Origin of the sequence: Robbsia andropogonis (assembly GCF_034047095.1) — a bacterium.
Classification (GTDB): Bacteria; Pseudomonadota; Gammaproteobacteria; order Burkholderiales; family Burkholderiaceae; genus Robbsia; species Robbsia andropogonis.
The window spans coordinates 115,506-132,402 of record NZ_CP139167.1; the positions used below are offsets into that span (position 1 = coordinate 115,506).

Sequence of the window (16,897 nt, forward strand, 5' to 3'; positions counted from 1 at the left end):
GCCATGCTCGCATCCGTCTTCCTACCCGCCTACGCGGAGCTTCAATGCTTCACGAATTTCTCGTTCTTGCGCGGCGCATCGCACGCCGAGGAACTGGTAACGCGCGCCAAGGCACTCGGTTATACGGCCTTGGCCATCACGGACGAGTGTTCGCTCGCGGGGGTGGTTCGCGCGCATGCGCAAGCGAAAGCGGCAGGGATGCCGCTGTTGATCGGAGCCTATTTCCAACTGAGCGGGCCGGATGGTCAACCCGATGCCTCACTCACGATCCTTGCCCGCAACCGGGAGGGTTACGGCAACCTCTCAGAATTCATCACGATGGCGCGCACGCGCGCGAACAAAGGCACCTACCAGGTTGGCCGGGACGACTTCGCACGGCCCGCACGCCCTTATGGCCATCTGCGCGCCCTTCCCGACTGCACCGTGATCATCGGCACTCCGCCTGGTGCCGCAGAGGTGGACCAGGCGTTTTTGGCGCAAGTCGCTTGGGCCCTTGACACGTTCGGCGCGCGACTGTGGATCGGCTTGGCACTGCATGGCGGACCAGACGACGATTTACTGCGCGAGCGCGCCGAGAGCGCCGCCGCAGCGTACGGTGTGAAGATCGTCGCGCTTGGCGGGGTGTACATGCACGTGCGCTCCCGAAAGCCGCTTCAAGACACGCTCACGGCTACGCGACTGCGCAAGTCGATCGCCGAGTGCGGCTATGCGCTGGAGCCCAACGCCGAGCGGCACCTGCGTGCGCGTCTGCGCCTGGCTAACGTGTATGCGCCGGCGATGCTTGCAGCAACGCTCGACGTCGCCGCGCAATGCGCTTTCTCGCTCGAGACGCTGCGCTATGAATATCCGGACGAATTGGCTCCCCCAGGCGTCACCCCCGCTGCCTATCTGCGCCAGGAAACGTACATCGGCGCGTGGCGCCGCTATCGCAACGGCATTCCCTATGTCGTACAGGCGCAGATCGAGCACGAATTGCAACTCATCGCGGATCTGAAATACGAGCCCTACTTTCTCACTGTCTACGACATCGTCCGATTTGCCCGCGAGGAAGGCATTCTTTGTCAGGGCCGCGGCTCCGCCGCCAACTCGGCTGTCTGCTATTGCCTGGGTGTCACCGAGGTCGATCCACAGCGCGGCAATATGCTGTTTGAGCGCTTTATCAGCAAGGAGCGTAACGAGCCCCCTGACATCGATGTCGACTTCGAGCATCACCGGCGTGAGGAGGTGATCCAGTACATCTATCGAAAGTACGGCCGTCATCGCGCCGCACTTGCCGCGGCGGTGGCCACGTACCGACCGAAAAGCGCGCTTCGCGACGCAGGCCGTGCGCTCGGTGTCGATGCGTCAATCATCGACAAGGTCGCCAAGTCCCACCACTGGTTCGACTCCAAAGAGGATTTGCTTGCGCGCTTTGTGGAAAGCGGCCTGGATGCCGATACGCCCATGATTCAGCAGTGGGCGAGGCTGGCCATCCAACTGCTGGGTTTTCCCCGGCATTTATCGCAGCACTCCGGTGGTTTCGTCATCAGCGCGGGCAAGCTATCGCGCATGGTGCCCATCGAAAACGCCGCGATGCCCGATCGTAGTGTGATCCAGTGGGACAAAGACGATCTCGACGCCGTTGGCCTGCTTAAAATCGACGTGCTCGCCCTCGGCATGCTCACCGCGATTCGCCGCACGCTCGATCTGGTGTCGGAGCAACGCGGTGAGTTTTTTGAACTGCAGGATATCCCGCCTGAGGACAGCGCGACGTACGACATGATCTGCCAGGCGGACACGATCGGCGTATTCCAGATTGAATCACGCGCGCAGATGAGCATGCTGCCGCGTCTGCAACCGCGCACATTCTACGACCTGATCATCGAGGTTGCCATCGTGCGCCCAGGCCCCGTGCAGGGTGGCATGGTGCATCCGTACTTGCGGCGCCGGCAAGGCCTGGAGAAAATCTCCTATCCGAGCGACGAGGTGCGAGGCGCGCTTGAGCGCACCCTGGGTGTGCCGATCTTCCAGGAACAGGTGATGCAAATCGCCATGGTGGCCGCCGGCTTCAGCGCCGGCGAGGCCGACCAGCTGCGCCGCGCGATGGCAGCATGGAAGCGCAAGGGCGGACTTGGCCACTATTACGACAGCATCGTCAACGGAATGCTTGAGCGCGGATACCAAAAGGCATTCGCGGATGCCCTGTTTGCACAAATCGAGGGGTTTGGCGAGTATGGCTTTCCGGAAAGCCATGCGGCAAGCTTCGCGCTGCTCGTCTACGCAAGTAGTTGGCTGAAGTGCCACTATCCTGCCGCCTTCCTCTGCGCCATGCTTAACAGTCAGCCAATGGGCTTTTATTCACCCTCTCAGTTGGTTCAGGACGCAAGACGCCATGGCGTCACCGTCTTGCCGGTGGATATCACCGCGAGCGACTGGGATAGCACCTTGGAAGGCGATATGGAACGCCCCGCCGTGCGCCTCGGCCTATCCCGAATTACTGGTCTACGACAAGAGGCTGGCTGGCGTATCGAGGCCTCGCGCGCAATGCGGCCCTTCAAGGATGTCGCAGACCTCGGGCGGCGCGCCGATCTCAACCGCCGCGACTTACAGATCCTGGCTACGGCCGACGCCCTGCGGTCAATCGCCGGGCACCGGCGGGAAGCTCTGTGGCAAGCGATCGCATCGGTACCGGAAAAATCGCTGCTTCGCGACGCTGGCCAGGACGATCACACACCGAGCCTGGCTGCGCCACGAGAAGCAGAATCGATCGTCGCGGACTACCAAAGCACGGGCCTTACCCTTGGGCGCCACCCCGTCGCGCTCTTACGCACACACCTCGACAAACTCGGACTGATGAATGCCCAGACGCTGGCCACTTATAAAAACGGGCGCGTCACACGCGGTTGCGGCATCGTCACCGTGCGGCAGCGTCCTGGCACGGCCAAGGGCGTGCTGTTCATGACCCTTGAGGACGAAAGCGGGTCGGTAAATGTCATAGTTTGGCCATCGCTCCTGGAGCGGTACCGTAAGGAAGCGCTTGGCGCCACGCTGCTCGGCGTGCATGGCGTCTGGCAAACTGACGGCAAGGTCAAGCACTTGGTCGCCAGGCGGCTTTTTGATATGACCGCCCTGCTCGGCGATCTCACAACGACGAGTCGCAACTTTTGCTAAACGGCGGTAGGCAGTTTTTTACAATGCGTTGACTAAAGATCGCGCTGTACCGTTTCACGATGGCTGAACTGGGCTTCCCGAAAACGCAAAAGTCCGAACCCAAACATGTAGAAAGCCCAGCCGATATATCGAGATCTAGAGACTGGCCGGACGTGGTCCGGTCGCGGCAAGCGGCCGCAGTCGATTGTCGGCAAGGATCACGGCCAATTCTTGATCTAACGCCCATGATCACGCGCAAGCCTGAGCGGCTTCCATTAACCGGGCGGGGCACCAAATTCTTCTATCGTCCTGCATGTCTTGCATCGATAGGTATGAACGCCCGTGCCGTGAAGGAGATATCCATAGTCCGCGTGTTGTTGCCACTGATGCCTGCCGAAAAAACACTTTACGACGCAAATAATTATTTGGCGCATCATTTTTAACTTGTCGAGAAAAGACGCTGATCACTCGCCCGGAGCACATAAGTCGGACTATTCAGAACACCCGCCGCGGCACCACTCATACGGTTTTATTCCGTGGCCAGGCGCGATATCAACACGGCCTCACAGCACGTTTTATGCCCGTCGAGCGCAACCGCCTTCTCATCAACAATGAAATTCGGATTGCCTTCGACGATTAGAAGGTCAATGATCAGTTAAGACGGTCCGGCCGTACGATCGTCGGTCCCACGAAAATCAACTTACGCAGCGCTGCCTGCGGCCCATGCGGCTGCATCCGGAAGTGCGGTCGTCGCCAATGCCCTCGAACCTCGTGATGCTCTCCGTCTCCTCCGAGTGACGGAGCCAGCCCCGCATCCAGAATCGCCGGACCGACAATATGTCGGTCATAGAGTTGTTCGATCTCAGCCAGTCGCTCGGCTCGCCGGCGCTTGCCCAGCCCATTGAACTGACGCGGTGCCTTGGTATACGCCTGCTCGTGTACGATCTGCGCATCTCGCGCATTCAGGTACAGCAACATTTTGATGCTGTAATCCATGGCGCCGCGCCAGAGCGCAAGTGTCTCGGCATCCTCAGGGTCCCGTGAGTTGCGAAAGGATTCATCGAGCAGCGCATGAATGGTTTTATCCGGATCGTCCAACGACAAGCTGATGACGTCCATCGCGCCGGTCGTCGCGCTATCCTGGCATGTCCACGCAACCAGGTCGAGCGTCTGTTCGGTGCGAAAAATGGCGATCGCCTCGACATCCCCCGCCTTCTTCCACCGCGACGGTTCAGGAATGATGCACACCGTGTCGGCTGGCAGCGTGATCATTCCGACCGGTACGTCGTCAGCAATGTAAGAGTCGTCGAGCAGTCGGTGCAAGGGGGGTGTCGGCTCATAGAACACACCATGACGCACCTCGAATGCAAGCCAGATGATGCTGTATTGCGCGATCATCCGGACCTGCATGGCGTCGAATCCGTCTGCCCCGTTAGGCAGTATGTCTCGGGTGAACGGATCGATGAATCGCATCAGCGCAAGCACCCCTTTTGTCCTTAGCGCCTGAGTGAAGCTCTGCGAGTCCACCGCGTCTAACGCGTCCCGGGCAGCGTGCCACGCTTTCATTGCGCCACTCACACGATACCGCACGAGTCCAGGCAAGCGCGCGAGCTTAGGGTTGGCTGTATCGCTACTGCGGCTGATCGCTTCGATGAGCAAGGCGCGAATCGTTGCTTGCTGCTGACGGGTTTCTTCTTCCGGCGTGGGCGCTCGTTCCACAAGTGGCTGCGAGCGGCGACGTTTGCGATACTGGGCGATGGCCTCTGGCACGTGCCGCACCTGAATCTCCATGGCGCCGGCCTGCCCACGGTGCCGATCGTCCCACCCGGCTTCGAGACGCAAGTCACGGAACGCCATCTTTACGGCTGCGGGCGACGCGGGCACGCCCAACCACTCGATGAGTCTCGGGCGGATCTTCTGCCAGATGTAGTCAAGCAGTTCATCTGGGTCTTCGCCGTCCATCGGACGCACGTGACCCGCGCTCAACCATAGCGTGACCCCTGGTAAGAAGCCGGCGCACCGTAGAGGTTGGCCATCCAGCGCCATCGAGCCCGACAGCACCACCTTGAACAGGTCGCTGGAGGCAAGCATTGCGCCATCGGAAAGCACGACGTGCTTCCCGAGCGCAAAGCGAAGCGATTCAATGTCTACTTCCAGCATGCTTTCGTCGGATGTCAATGGCGGTCGATTCATAATCATGTAAGCGAGAATGTGGAGGACGCGCCTTATCTTGAAAAACCTTACACCTCGATCCAGCCGTCGCGCACCAGCAGCGCGGCCGATGTTCAGCGTTCGCCCCAAATGGCTGGTCAAGGCCAGCAGTACTTCTCAAACTTCACTAAGTCCGGCACGTCGACCTTGCTGAACGTGTAGAGAAGAAAGATTTGCGTTAAGCCGAATTGCAGCCAGCATCAGCACTGGCTTTTACGTGGTTTTTCTCGCAGGGGCAAAGAACAAGATCGCCATCAAGCACGCAAGCGCGCCCGTCTTCTTGCATATCGGTGCCAGAGCCCTGGATCGGATGCTCTCCCGGACACTTGCCGCACGTCGCCATTTCACGATCCAACGCGACGCGCCTCTCGCCGTCGTACATGCTTGAAACTGCCGCGATGACATGCCCGCCTGTAGTTGTCGCGTCGCCATCACACACGAGTTCTTTACTCATACTCTCTCAAATGAAGATCTAGCGTTCGATTGGTTTTTACTTTACGTCATAGCGAAAGATCAGCTTACCCATCTGCCATGTGTCGTCTGGCTGTTTTAGTTTTTTGGAAGCTTTTGGCAAATCGACGTTGGGTGGGTCCGACCAGCCGAAGGTCGCGAATATCTTGTTTGCCATAGGTAACTGCTTCTTGAAACGCCGACTGATCCTATATGCGATAAAGACTGCCAAAGCTTCTACCATCAGCCAGACTATCGAAAAACTTTTAACTACATCAAACCATATGTCTATATCGTCTAAAGACCTGAGAAGTAGTAGGATGTTTACAACCAATGCACATCCGCTCCAAAATGAAACTGACCATTTGAGAAAGAACTTGAAGTTCGCTTTGCTCCCCCGCTCACAGTGCGGATGAACGGATAGGACACCGTCCGAGCATCGCCTGATCGCATATCCTATCCAGTCCTCTCCCGCGCGCTCGGCCACGACCTCTACCTCATCCCCATTTTCGAAGACCGACAGCCAGATCCACGCGCGGACCGTTTCGCCGTTCAGGTTAAACGTCACAAGATCAGCTACCGTGTCCGTGAATTCGGTCGAAGCACTCAGATTCAGTGCAACATCGTTAAGCCCAGCAAGCGCCGCCACGAGCGCAGTACGCTCCATGGCTTGCTTGTCTGATTCCGTAAAGACAGTTTCATAGGACGCTCGGCGCTTCGTCAATCCAGTAATGCTCCCGCGCAGAAGTACGGTAGCCGTGTTGAGCGGACGATCCGTCATCTTATCAGGGCGCCTGAGCCGCCCAAGCGAATGCCATAGGTCGCCATAGGGACGAGTTCGCATATTGCTACAAGCATCCACATTCGGCTTCCACAAGTCATACCTTACCGTAGCGGAAGATCAGCTTCCCCATCTCCCAGGTATCCCCTGGTTGTCTTAGTTTTTTCGAAGCTTTTGGCAAATCGACGTTCGGAGGGTCCGTCCAGCCAAAGGTCGCGAATATCTTGTTTGCCATCGGCAGCTGTCTCTTGAAACGCCGGCTAATTCTATATGCGATAAAAACCGCCATTACTTCAATGACTAACCAAATAACGAATAAAACCCTTCCAACAAATACCCACTCCTCGTAACTATCAGGTGGCGGCAATACTAAAAAAAGTGTTGGGGCTAAAGCGCATCCACTCCAAAATGTCAGTGACCATTTCATAAAGAATTTTGTAAGCGCCCGACTACCCCGCTCACAGTGCGGATGAACGGATAGAACACCGTCCGAGCATCGCCTGATCGCATATCCTATCCAGTCCTCGCCCGCGCGCTCGGCCACGACTTCTACCTCATCCCCATTTTCGAAGACCGATAGCCAGATCCACGCGCGGACCACTTCGCCGTTCAGATTAAACGTCACAAGATCAGCTACCGTGTCCGTGAATTCGGTCGAAGCACTCAGGTTCAATGCAACATCGTTAAGCCCAGCAAGCGCCGCTACCACCGCAGTACGCTCCATGGCTTGCTTGTCTGAGTCCGTAAAGACGGTTTCATAGGACGCTTGGCGCTTCGTCAATCCAGTAATGCTCCCGCGCAGAAGTACCGGCCTCGCTATCTGTTGATTTTCCATTGTCAGTTATATCCAGTCACGGCCAGGGCCGACTCAAATGCTTCGCGCTGTTTTTCCAGCGTCCATTCAGATTTTGGTGCCGTCCCGAAAGGGCAGTTTGCGAGCCAGTTTTCCAGATCGTCCGGCTGGAAATAGTTGTACACGAGCGTAATGACCGTCAGGATTAACGCAACCTCCCAGCCTGTTGCGATCAGGATCAAGCGCCCGCTGATCAATAGCCATCCGCCTGCCGAAACTTCCGATGCGACCCCGGCAGCAACCGTTTCGCCCGTAATAGTCCCCGCGGCCTTCCATGCCGCGCGCTTCACAGATGCTTTTAGCGCCGCCCCCGTCAGACCAGCTGCTCTTCCGTCTATCTGGGCCTGGGCACCCGCTACGCGCGCCGAGAGCTTGCCGAGGAATCTGAGCTTTCCCGGCGACAGTGTTGCTGACCGCATTAGCAGCGGTGCGGAAGAACTAATCGCCGTCAGTACCGCCACTGTGCCAGATGCTAGATCGAAAGCTACCTTCAATCCATAGAAGATGGCCTGTTTGTAATTCCGTGATTTGATCCCAGACTTCATCTTGTTGTGGTCAGTCCAAAGCGATATAAAAGACGAAATCCCCCCCAGACAGCTAGCCGCCACTTTCATGTTCGAAAGGGTGAGACTGGCAGCGGACTTTGCAAAGGACCCCAGCCACTTGGTTTGCACGTTGAGTGCGGCGCCCGCCAGTGAAAATGTCCCGCTCACAATCGCCAAATCATCATCCGTCGTCTTATTCGGCTTGGTCCACAACAGGAAATAATTCATCAATTCGATAACGAATAATGCGCCGGACAGCTTCACCGAAGCGATCGCCTTATCCCGAGTCGCATTCGATGTCACCTGCACATCCGCGTACAGCCTACGTACCAGTGCTCCCCGCTCATCGTTCGCTAACGCCTCATATGCTTTCGCACGAAGCTGCAGCGGACTCATTTCTGGATTCTGAGCCTTGAACTCGCTAACCTTCAGTCTCACCAACGAGTCCATCTGCCCTTCCCACGCCGCAAGCTTGACCGTGATGCGCTTGGCGTCTTCAAGTGCGATTCCTCCGCGAACCATCAAGGCCCCCTTGATCAAAGCCCCTCCGATACTACGTGAAATCGGACCAAATACGTTGACCAATGCGCGCCCGGACCACATCGTCAGCCGATCGACCTGCAGCGCCTTGAGCGGCTGCTCGGTTGCCGATCCCGCGCGCTCACGCTTGAACACTTCATCCATCTTCTCGTAAAATTTCGTAAACGACTTAAAATAGCCGAGATAGCTGGAAATGTCCGCTTGCCTGTCTTCGTACCACGACGCCACCTGGTCCAGCGTTGATTCACTTTTCTTCGCCTGTACCCCAGCCAGGAACGTCTTTAAATCTTGACGAATATCCGTCTGGTTATAAGCGAATGCCCGCCAAAAGTAGCTACGCTCGTCCATCGGGTCCATGTTGTTGATTACCTTTTCAACAATACGCAAACCCGCATCGGTGGCTGGCAATCCGGCAAACGCCTCGTCGATCACGCCGGTAAACGCCATTCCATCGCCCGCATCGTTCGGATCATAGTCATTCAGTGCGTGCCGAAAGGTATCAGCGGATAGCCAAGCATCGCGATCAGGAACACGCTGCTTCTGCAACTGCTCGCATTTGTCAGTCACTTGATCAAACCACTTACTAAAGCTGTTCGGCCACCTGCCCCCTTTGAGGCTCGCCTGGTATTTCTTCCAAGCCTTATCCCCCGCAGCCTGCTTTTCTTCAGGCGTGAGTTGCCCGGCCTTGTCGATCTGCTCTTGTGTGCCAGGCATCATGAGTCCCATTCCTTCATAGCCGCCCAGAGCACTACTCATGAGGGACTGGCGCCAGGCACTTTCACTCAACGCTGCACCACTGCGAACGGCCGCTTCAGCCGAATCGATGGATTGAGCCGCGTCAACCCGCACTGTCTGCGCACTGGTATAGCGCATCAGCGCACCCGCTGGGTCGTTGTGGAATCCCGCGAGCTCGTGGGCGATGCCTACCCCATCCCAAAGCGCTAGGAGCATCGGCTTGTGCGGGGTACCGCCCTCATTCTTGCCGATCTCTTCCATGAGTTTGACCAGGTCCTTGCTGGCTGAACCGGACGGAGAGGTTTGACGAATATACAATGGATAACGCGTTGCTTCCTGCGCCCACAGGCTATCGTCGGTAGCTCGGCCATCGGCATCCGTCGTGATCGGCTTAGCAGGAGGCGCTAGCAGGTCGGATTTCAAACCCGGTTGGTACTCGACGATCTGGTCGATGCTGGCCTGAGTGGCTGCCGTCGCATGCCCAGCCTCACCTTTCCTCATGCCGAACATACCACTGCCCGTCTGAATCCACGTCGACGGCATGATCACCTGCATGCGATCGCTACGCAACTGTGCGTTGGACGCGTACTTCTCGAATACGTTTTTGTTCCACGGATACTCTGAAAACGCGATGAACACCTTTGTTGCCTTTTCAGGTTTCTCGATGGCAATCACCTCCATAGGAACTGCGCTACCGCGCTTCCCGCAGGCAGCATGCGCTTTGCGCTCCGAAGGCACAGGCGTTTTGTGGTTCCAGAGCCGCCCGTCTTCCGTTACTCGGTAGGCTTCCCAGTAGTTGCTGCCTCTCGCACCTTTTTCGTAGAAAAGATAAAGCCAGCCTTCACGCAAGGTTCGCAAGCTGTAGTGATGTGCGCTCAGCGGAACATCCATCACACCGAGCCCGATGATGTCCGCAGGCATGGCACTCGATATCGTTTGCGGCACGACCGTGTACCGAACCGGCAAAATCGCAAGTCCGGATTTATCACAATTTGGGCAATTTTCGGTAGAGGTTGAAGCAGCGTTTTCCATGATCTTATCGTGATGTTCAGGTACGACCACCCGCGTTATTCGAGGTTCTCAGGCGCTCATGCCAAACCCCTTCACAAATTTCCTCGATTTCTTCCGGCGTGAGTTGTTCGATTTGTTCAGCATAAAACTCATCGTCTGCTTTACGACCAAGAATCTGTAAAACCTTGGGATGCAGATCAAACTCTGGGTGCCATGCTAGTGCGTGACTAACAAACTTCACCTCATCTTCCTCGTCAATCAAGCCGTATTGGCGCGCTCGCGCGGCCGCCGCGACCGCCACGTCGACTTCATGCTGGTGCGGTTGACGATCCTGGTCGTAAGCATGCAGCGCAAGCGCACGGTTCACGATGCCGTGGCGATGAATCGCCTGCCACTGCGCGGCGTCGAGCTCGAACTCGTCCCGACGGCCCATGGTATTCAATCGGCTCACTGGCATGGCACTCGCGTCGAGCGTGTGCCATGCCTGGATCGGTCCCAACAGGGACTGTTGCTGTACCGGCGACAGCACGTGCCATAGAAGCGCAAATGCTCGTGGGTCGTAAAACCTCAACAGGCAAAGACGATCTCGATCGTCACGTTGAAGCATCATGCGAGAGCAATGCGACGCAACCTCTTGCGGTGCCGCCGTAGTCGCGAGCCAACCACCGATGCGTTGCCCCATGCCTTCAGCCATCGCCTGCGGCCGACGATCGTCAAATGCCAATTCCACGCTTTGCGCAAGCGCATCGGCCCCCGCGGTACTTTCAAGATCCAGCTCAAGAAGATAAGGGTAATGCGCTGGCGACACTGCCTCATGATCGATCGTCAAGTCAATCCTAGAGAGACTTGCTAGCAATCGGCTGCCGTCGGCGGCCGGATCATTTTGAGTCGGATCGATAACGAGCAGGCAACGCATATCTGGGTGTCGACGAAACCAACTCTTGAGAGCCGTAACCTGCTCGCGGACCTGAGGTGCACCGAGCTCAACAGTGGCTGGATAAGGGCGATCGTCGCGCCCGTGTGTCTGCGTAGATTCGACCATGCCTACTCCAGCGGTACGCTTGACGCGCTATTAGCGGATGCGGTCGCGGTTTTCCAGGAACATCCCTTCGTAACGCTTGTGATCGGCGTGGGCAAGCGCATTGACGATGCCCCCTGCTTGCTCCAAGACGCGCCTTTTTCCAAGATCTGTCCGCTTGTCCCGTTTTCGATGAGCTCAGATGTGATCTTGATGTATGAACCGCCCGCGCCGATCCAAATTTCCTTATCCGCGGAGATCACGACCTTGCCGCTCGAACTGGTAATCGTCACGTCGTTGAGCGCGGCGAGCTTCATCTCATCGCTCTGCGCCTGGATCTCGACCTTGCCCTTGCTGGCAAAAAGCTTGATCCCCGCATTCTGCGCAAACAGGCTGATCTTCTCCATCACGCTGGCGATGAGCGATTTACCCGCTGCCACGTTCGTGCTCTTGCCACTGACGATGTTGACTTGCTGGTTCGCCGTGATATGAGCTGAGTCCTGCGTGGACAGGCCAACGCCTGCGGGGCTTGCAATCAGCATGATTGGGGTTGAGAAGCCATTTGCGTTACCCGTGCCCCCGCCCCCCGTGTTACCACCGACACCGCCACTGTTACCCGCCACGTTATATTGCGTCGCATCGGTAAGCTTCTTGAGTGCGTCCAAGCCGTCCTGCAGGCTTTCAGCCTGGTTTGATGTGCTGGCCTGCGACGCCAGTTCGGTGACACTTTCCGCGCTCGCCAGTTGCTCGCTTGCTGCCGTGACGTTCATCGGCTGGGCAGCGTTTGCCGGATGGGTCGAGACATACAGTCCCTGGCCCGCGCGAATTGCACCATACGCGTCCGATTTCAGGTCGAAGCCGCTGCCCAGGTAAGCCCCGCGCGTGTTGCCGTTGTGCGCAACCAGATACCCCAGGTGGAGCTGAGAATTCGCACTTGAGCTGTAAAGTTGCATACGTGGCTGGGACGTCGAGTCATCCAGTACCATCTGGCTATACCCGCTGCCGCCGTATTCCTTTGACCGATAGCCCGACAACAGTCCATTTGAATGCCAATTTGGCGTCTTCGAACCGTTGTATACGCGCCCCGTCACAATCGGCCTGTCACAATCCCCGTCGACCCAATCCACCAAGATTTCTTCGCCCACGCGGGGCACGTGCACACCGCCGTAACTGCCACCCGTATCCGACATCGCTACCCGTAGCCAGCACGAGGCATTCTCGTCTCCGCTATTCAGCCGGTCCCACTCGAATTTGCCCTTGATGCGGTTCAGCGAATCCGTGTACACCTCCGAGCCTGCAGGTCCCGTCACGGTCGCCGTCTGAATCCGCATCTGCGGCTTCCTGTGCTCGAACGGGCTGCGGTACGGCACACTCATGCGCTGCGCTTCAACCAGCGTCAGGAAGAAGCCGGCGCTCCCACCGCTCGCGGACGCACTCAGTTTTGCGCTCCCGGTCTTCTCAGCCCCCAGTTGGTCACCGAGGTAGTCTGCACGTGCATCGGCTACTTCGGTCTCCAGGCTCCCGGGCAATGGTCGGGTGTTGCCCGTCGACAAGTTATTTGCGATAAACCACCGCACGTCGATGGCGAGAAACTCACGTTCCTGCTGCCCATCATTCTGATGGTCCGGATGATTTCGCAACTCGAAATATCGGCCCGCGTCCATCCGGCGGATACTGCCCGCGCCATGAAACCGCTTGGCCCGTGACTCCATCTCCTCCATCCGCAAGGTAGCAAGATGGTCGCCACGCTTATAGTCGGGCCACGTATATTTGCCGGTGTATTCGTAGACTTCGGTCTGCTGCGGCAAATCGCCCTGGTTGGGTAGGGTATCCTTGCTGCGCGCCTTGCTTGAGCCCGGGGACTTGTAATCGCCGGTGACGCCGGTATAGCGCGTGCTCTGCAGTGTGCGGGTTCCCGACCAATGCGAAAATCCTTCCACCTCGGCGTCCATCTGTGCACGGGAGAAATCGATCTGACCGGGCTGCAGTTCGTCGCAGTAGTAGTTGTAGTCCGTGATGATCATCGTGTGGGACTGCCCATCCGGCGACTGCTCGAAGTAGAACCACAATCCCTCCGACTCCAGGAGCCGGTGCACGAAGTTCCAGTCGTCCTCGTACTGCATGCAGAACGAGCGTTGCGGCAAGGGATCGCGCAGTTCCCCGAACAGCTTGAACTTGAATCTGCCCCGTGCCTGAGGATGCGCATTAAACACGTCAGTCAGTATGTCGATGACCGTCTTACCTTGCCAGATCCTGGCATCCTTACGAAAGCGCAGGAAGTGAAGCCAGGACGCAAATTCCAGCTGCGTATGGACGAGCCCACCGTCCATGCCAAGGCGACGCACTGTATGCACGTAACCATGATGCGGCTTGTACGTCTTGTCGTTCTGGCGCATCCAAAGCGTGACGGGCTGTGCGATCAACTGCTTGAGTTCGAGCTTGCGCGACGTTGACACCATGTCGACCGTGAAGGCGTAACCGCGACCGATGCGTGAGTGCCCTACCGCGCGCAATGGCATCAATACATCCTTTCCCGCCGGGGTATCGAGCTTCAGCGGCCGGTTGTTCTGTACCCCCAGCGGGTTACCGGACTGGATCTGCTCGTAGACATCCATGATTTTTCAGTTCGTTTCATAGCGCGGTTACGCGCGGTTAGTCATCGTTTTCATTAGAGCCGGCTTGGCTTAGTGGAACAGCGGGTAGCGCCGTCTACCGCACAAGTAACGGCACGACAGCCGCCGCAGCATGGCACGCGTCTCTCGGCTAAAAAAAAGCTTGTCGAACAAACACGAATCGAAACGCTCAATCGCGTCGCTGACGCATACCAAATGGATAGTCCAAACAGTTAGAAATGACTAGCCTGTTCGATTAACTCGGCGAGATTAACAGGTAATAGTACCGCCCACTACCAGACAATTCAATATCGTTTTGAAGACAATGGTGAGCGAATGACGGCAACCTTCGATTGAGGGGTATTTATTGCCTGCCCTTTTCGCGACGGTTCTGGTGCAAATAGGCGGTGCGAATCGGTTAAAGTATTGAACCTAACAATCACGTGAACGCTGATGAGCAAGCCAAAAGGTCAGAGCAGGCTGTTTGATGGCCGACATTTTGATCGCGAAATCATCATTCTGTGTGTTCGCTGGCACCTTCGTTACAAGCTCAGCCTACGCGATCTGGTGGAAATGATGGCTGAGCGCGGTTTATCGCTGGCTCACACCACCATCATTCGCTGGGTAAAACGCTTTACCCCGGAGTTCGTTAAACGCTGGAACCGCATCGCGATCCCTGCTGGTGGCTCGTGGAGGGTCGATGAGACCTATATAAAGATTCGTGGCAGATGGGTCTACCTGTACCGCGCGATTGATCGAGATGGCCAGACGGTGGACTTCTTACTCAGGGCCATACGCGATGCGTCCGCAGCGAAAGCCTTCTTCAGCAAGGCCATCCGGCATCAGGGGCAGGCGCCCGAAACGATTACGCTGGATGGCTATGCGGCCTCGCACCGGGCTGTGCGCGAGATGAAGGCCGACGGCTTGCTGCCAGCTGAGACCGAAGTCAGATCGTCGAAGTATCTGAATAACCTGATCGAGCACGATCATCGAAACATCAAGTCGAGGACAAAGGTCATGCTGGGCTTTAAGCGGCTCAGGAGTGCCGCGACGACGATTTCAGGTATCGAGTTGATGCATCGCATCCGCAAGGGCCAGTTTGATTTCAGTGCGCTCGGGCTCAAAGACAACGATACGCCAACGCTCTGGAACGCGGTTCTGTTCAGTTAATAAGGCATACTTATCTAAAGAATAATTTTAGCCCGGCCAGATATTTGCACCAGAACCAGCAAAAGTATCTCAACAACCTTGTCGAACAGGATCACCGCGCTATCAAACGTCGAACGCGGCCCATGATAGGCTTTAAGAATTTTCGCTGCGCACGCCTCATACTTGGTGGAATCGAGATCATGCACATGATTTGTAAAGGTCAGATGACTGGCAGCGCTAAGGCACTATCTCCGGCTCAGCAATTTAACTCCTTATTGCATAAGTAATCCTATATATAGACGTTCATACGCCACCCAGTTCTTAATGCGACAGAACCTTGCCAAACACCCCACGATGTCAAACTTGCGAGCGTCGTGCTTCCAAACGGAAGACATAGACAGATGCCGCAAGTGCAAGCGCGCACGCAAACAACATTACGCAAAATGGTGAATATCCGGCATTTTGCGCGGTCACGATAAATCCAGTTCCGGACGCGAACAGGAATCCGCCCCCTATCGTGATGCAACCTGCGAGACCAGCCGCGCTTCCCGCTAGTGGAGGATGCACCGAGACGGCACCAGCATTCGCACATGAACTCGAAAGGCCATTGCCGATTCCGACGAGCATGCAAGGTGCGAGCACCCAGAGTACTTCCGACGTGCCAAGCAAGGCGACGGTAAGACTGATCAATGGGCCGAAGCACGCCAGGATACGTCCCAAAACCATGGTTCTCGCAAGCGACCATCGTTTCGAATAGCGTCCGGACAAGAAGCTCCCCAACATGAACCCCAGTGTAATGGCCCCCATGTATGCACCCAGTGCCGCGGGTGATAAGTTGAACGAGGTTTTTGCAGTCATGGGTGCGCCGGTGAGGAATGCATAGAATGCACCGGTCGAACAAGCGAGGCAAACGGTATAACCCCAGAAACGGTTCGAGCGGAGAAGGATCGGATATGCTTCGAACTGCGCCTTTATCGACCTGGAAATATTGGTTTTGGTCTCACCCAGGTCGATCCAACAGGACACGAATAACCCCCCCCCCACACAGGCAAGCACCCAAAAGTTGGCACGCCAGCCGAAGATCTCATCGAGAGAACCACCCAATGCTGGCCCCAACATAGGTGCAAACGCCGCAGCCGTCGCCGCGTACCCGATCTTGCTTGCCGCCGCCTCCTTTCCAAAGACGTCTCGAACTGCCGCTATAGAAACTGGGTAGCTAGACGTTACCGCAGCCTGGACAAACCGGAATGCAAGAAATGACCATGCGTTGGTCGCTAAGGCGCAGCCGAGCGACCCAATCGTGAACAAGGCAAGACTCAATAAAATAATCGGCCGACGACCGAAGCGGTCCGACAGCGGCCCCATGAAAAGTTCAAGAATCGCTGAGAGTGCCGCGTATCCGGCTAGCGAGAGGCTCATGACTGCATAGTCAACCCGCAGATCGCTGCAAATGCTAGGCAACGACGGTAGAAAAATACTTAGAGGCAGAACCGAGCACGCGCAAAGAAGTGTGACGACAACCAAGTTCAAAGACGGTGCTGATTTTGAAATACCTGTTTCTTTGCTTTCCATCGTTTTCTTTCCTAGCAGTTTGTAAACAACGCGGCGGCACACTCCCGCACTACCAGTCGGAAACACTGACAAGAGGGAGTGTCGGGCGCCGGCAGGTTCCTGCAACCGTGTAGAAGCTACCAATAATTACCGCATACCCAGGATGCTGGCACGTACGATCAGCGTGCAAAGAACATTCAGTGCGTAAAAAATGTAGCTTGACCCGAGGTTAGCAAATACGTAGGATAAACTATTCCACCATCCGTGTTGGTCCTCTGCAAGGCGAACCCAACAAACTTCGCCGCAGCACCG

14 protein-coding genes are annotated in these 16,897 nt (G+C 56.7%); 5 read left to right on the forward strand and 9 right to left on the reverse strand.

Translation table 11 applies throughout. From position 1 onward, the window contains the following. Positions 1-3: 3 nt before the first annotated feature. The 3 genes from SJQ66_RS11460 to SJQ66_RS11470 all read left to right on the forward strand — a co-directional run bounded on the left by SJQ66_RS11460 (position 4) and on the right by SJQ66_RS11470 (position 3,572). Entirely contained in the window at positions 4-3,150 is a 3,147-nt protein-coding gene (locus tag SJQ66_RS11460) for an error-prone DNA polymerase (RefSeq protein WP_320534198.1), read from the forward strand. A 123-nt stretch (positions 3,151-3,273) separates the two neighbouring features. After that, positions 3,274-3,369, forward strand: a complete 96-nt coding sequence (locus SJQ66_RS11465) for an H-NS family nucleoid-associated regulatory protein (RefSeq protein ID WP_407691491.1) — start codon at positions 3,274-3,276, stop codon at positions 3,367-3,369. Positions 3,370-3,374: 5 nt separating this feature from the next. Continuing rightward, complete coding sequence (locus tag SJQ66_RS11470; protein WP_320534199.1) at positions 3,375-3,572, forward strand: hypothetical protein; 198 nt, start codon at positions 3,375-3,377, stop codon at positions 3,570-3,572. Positions 3,573-3,658: 86 nt separating this feature from the next. Here the strand turns inward: SJQ66_RS11470 and SJQ66_RS29670 are convergent, their stop codons facing one another. From SJQ66_RS29670 to SJQ66_RS11505, 8 genes are all read right to left on the reverse strand, one after another. Next, positions 3,659-3,784: a PAAR domain-containing protein gene (locus SJQ66_RS29670; protein ID WP_407691492.1), complete on the reverse strand. Its 126-nt coding sequence runs from the start codon at positions 3,782-3,784 to the stop codon at positions 3,659-3,661. Then, the gene (locus SJQ66_RS11475) at positions 3,781-5,322 is read right to left on the reverse strand and encodes an AcrVA2 family anti-CRISPR protein (RefSeq protein WP_320534200.1); all 1,542 of its coding nucleotides are present in this window, start codon (positions 5,320-5,322) and stop codon (positions 3,781-3,783) included. Before SJQ66_RS11475 ends, SJQ66_RS29670 begins: the two co-directional genes overlap by 4 nt. Positions 5,323-5,518: 196 nt before the next feature. Continuing rightward, positions 5,519-5,794, reverse strand: coding sequence for a PAAR domain-containing protein (locus SJQ66_RS11480; protein ID WP_320534201.1), 276 nt, complete (start codon positions 5,792-5,794; stop codon positions 5,519-5,521). A 36-nt stretch (positions 5,795-5,830) separates the two neighbouring features. After that, complete coding sequence (locus SJQ66_RS11485; RefSeq protein ID WP_320534202.1) at positions 5,831-6,571, reverse strand: putative type VI secretion system effector; 741 nt, start codon at positions 6,569-6,571, stop codon at positions 5,831-5,833. Positions 6,572-6,668: 97 nt separating this feature from the next. Beyond that, entirely contained in the window at positions 6,669-7,406 is a 738-nt protein-coding gene (locus SJQ66_RS11490; RefSeq protein WP_320534203.1) for a putative type VI secretion system effector, read from the reverse strand. A gap of 2 nt (positions 7,407-7,408) precedes the next feature. After that, entirely contained in the window at positions 7,409-10,276 is a 2,868-nt protein-coding gene (locus tag SJQ66_RS11495; protein WP_320534204.1) for a T6SS effector BTH_I2691 family protein, read from the reverse strand. A gap of 16 nt (positions 10,277-10,292) precedes the next feature. After that, positions 10,293-11,297, reverse strand: a complete 1,005-nt coding sequence (locus tag SJQ66_RS11500; RefSeq protein ID WP_320534205.1) for a DUF4123 domain-containing protein — start codon at positions 11,295-11,297, stop codon at positions 10,293-10,295. 2 nt (positions 11,298-11,299) lie between these two features. After that, on the reverse strand, positions 11,300-13,888 hold the full coding sequence (locus tag SJQ66_RS11505; RefSeq protein WP_320534206.1) for a type VI secretion system Vgr family protein: 2,589 nt from the start codon (positions 13,886-13,888) through the stop codon (positions 11,300-11,302). A 450-nt stretch (positions 13,889-14,338) separates the two neighbouring features. Between SJQ66_RS11505 and SJQ66_RS11510 the strand changes: the two genes are divergently transcribed. Both SJQ66_RS11510 and SJQ66_RS11515 read left to right on the forward strand, forming a co-directional pair. Then, on the forward strand, positions 14,339-15,055 hold the full coding sequence (locus tag SJQ66_RS11510; protein ID WP_320534207.1) for an IS6 family transposase: 717 nt from the start codon (positions 14,339-14,341) through the stop codon (positions 15,053-15,055). After that, positions 15,055-15,321, forward strand: coding sequence for a DDE-type integrase/transposase/recombinase (locus tag SJQ66_RS11515; RefSeq protein WP_407691493.1), 267 nt, complete (start codon positions 15,055-15,057; stop codon positions 15,319-15,321). The genes SJQ66_RS11510 and SJQ66_RS11515 overlap by 1 nt, the downstream gene beginning before the upstream one ends. A gap of 70 nt (positions 15,322-15,391) precedes the next feature. On the opposite strand, the gene SJQ66_RS11520 is transcribed toward SJQ66_RS11515, so the two are convergent. Further along, the gene (locus SJQ66_RS11520) at positions 15,392-16,606 is read right to left on the reverse strand and encodes a multidrug effflux MFS transporter (RefSeq protein ID WP_320534208.1); all 1,215 of its coding nucleotides are present in this window, start codon (positions 16,604-16,606) and stop codon (positions 15,392-15,394) included. Positions 16,607-16,897: the final 291 nt, after the last annotated feature.

Bases quoted from the DNA above. Each gene is read 5' to 3' on its own strand.
- SJQ66_RS11485 (WP_320534202.1), bottom strand. From the start codon at position 6,571: ATGACGGATCGTCCGCTCAACACGGCTACCGTACTTCTGCGCGGGAGC.
- SJQ66_RS11490 (WP_320534203.1), bottom strand. From the start codon at position 7,406: ATGGAAAATCAACAGATAGCGAGGCCGGTACTTCTGCGCGGGAGCATT.
- SJQ66_RS11510 (WP_320534207.1), top strand. From the start codon at position 14,339: ATGAGCAAGCCAAAAGGTCAGAGCAGGCTGTTTGATGGCCGACATTTT.
- SJQ66_RS11475 (WP_320534200.1), bottom strand. From the start codon at position 5,322: ATGAATCGACCGCCATTGACATCCGACGAAAGCATGCTGGAAGTAGAC.
- SJQ66_RS11480 (WP_320534201.1), bottom strand. From the start codon at position 5,794: ATGAGTAAAGAACTCGTGTGTGATGGCGACGCGACAACTACAGGCGGG.
- SJQ66_RS11500 (WP_320534205.1), bottom strand. From the start codon at position 11,297: ATGGTCGAATCTACGCAGACACACGGGCGCGACGATCGCCCTTATCCA.
- SJQ66_RS11495 (WP_320534204.1), bottom strand. From the start codon at position 10,276: ATGGAAAACGCTGCTTCAACCTCTACCGAAAATTGCCCAAATTGTGAT.
- SJQ66_RS11505 (WP_320534206.1), bottom strand. From the start codon at position 13,888: ATGGATGTCTACGAGCAGATCCAGTCCGGTAACCCGCTGGGGGTACAG.
- SJQ66_RS11460 (WP_320534198.1), top strand. From the start codon at position 4: ATGCTCGCATCCGTCTTCCTACCCGCCTACGCGGAGCTTCAATGCTTC.
- SJQ66_RS11520 (WP_320534208.1), bottom strand. From the start codon at position 16,606: ATGGAAAGCAAAGAAACAGGTATTTCAAAATCAGCACCGTCTTTGAAC.
- SJQ66_RS11470 (WP_320534199.1), top strand. From the start codon at position 3,375: ATGATCACGCGCAAGCCTGAGCGGCTTCCATTAACCGGGCGGGGCACC.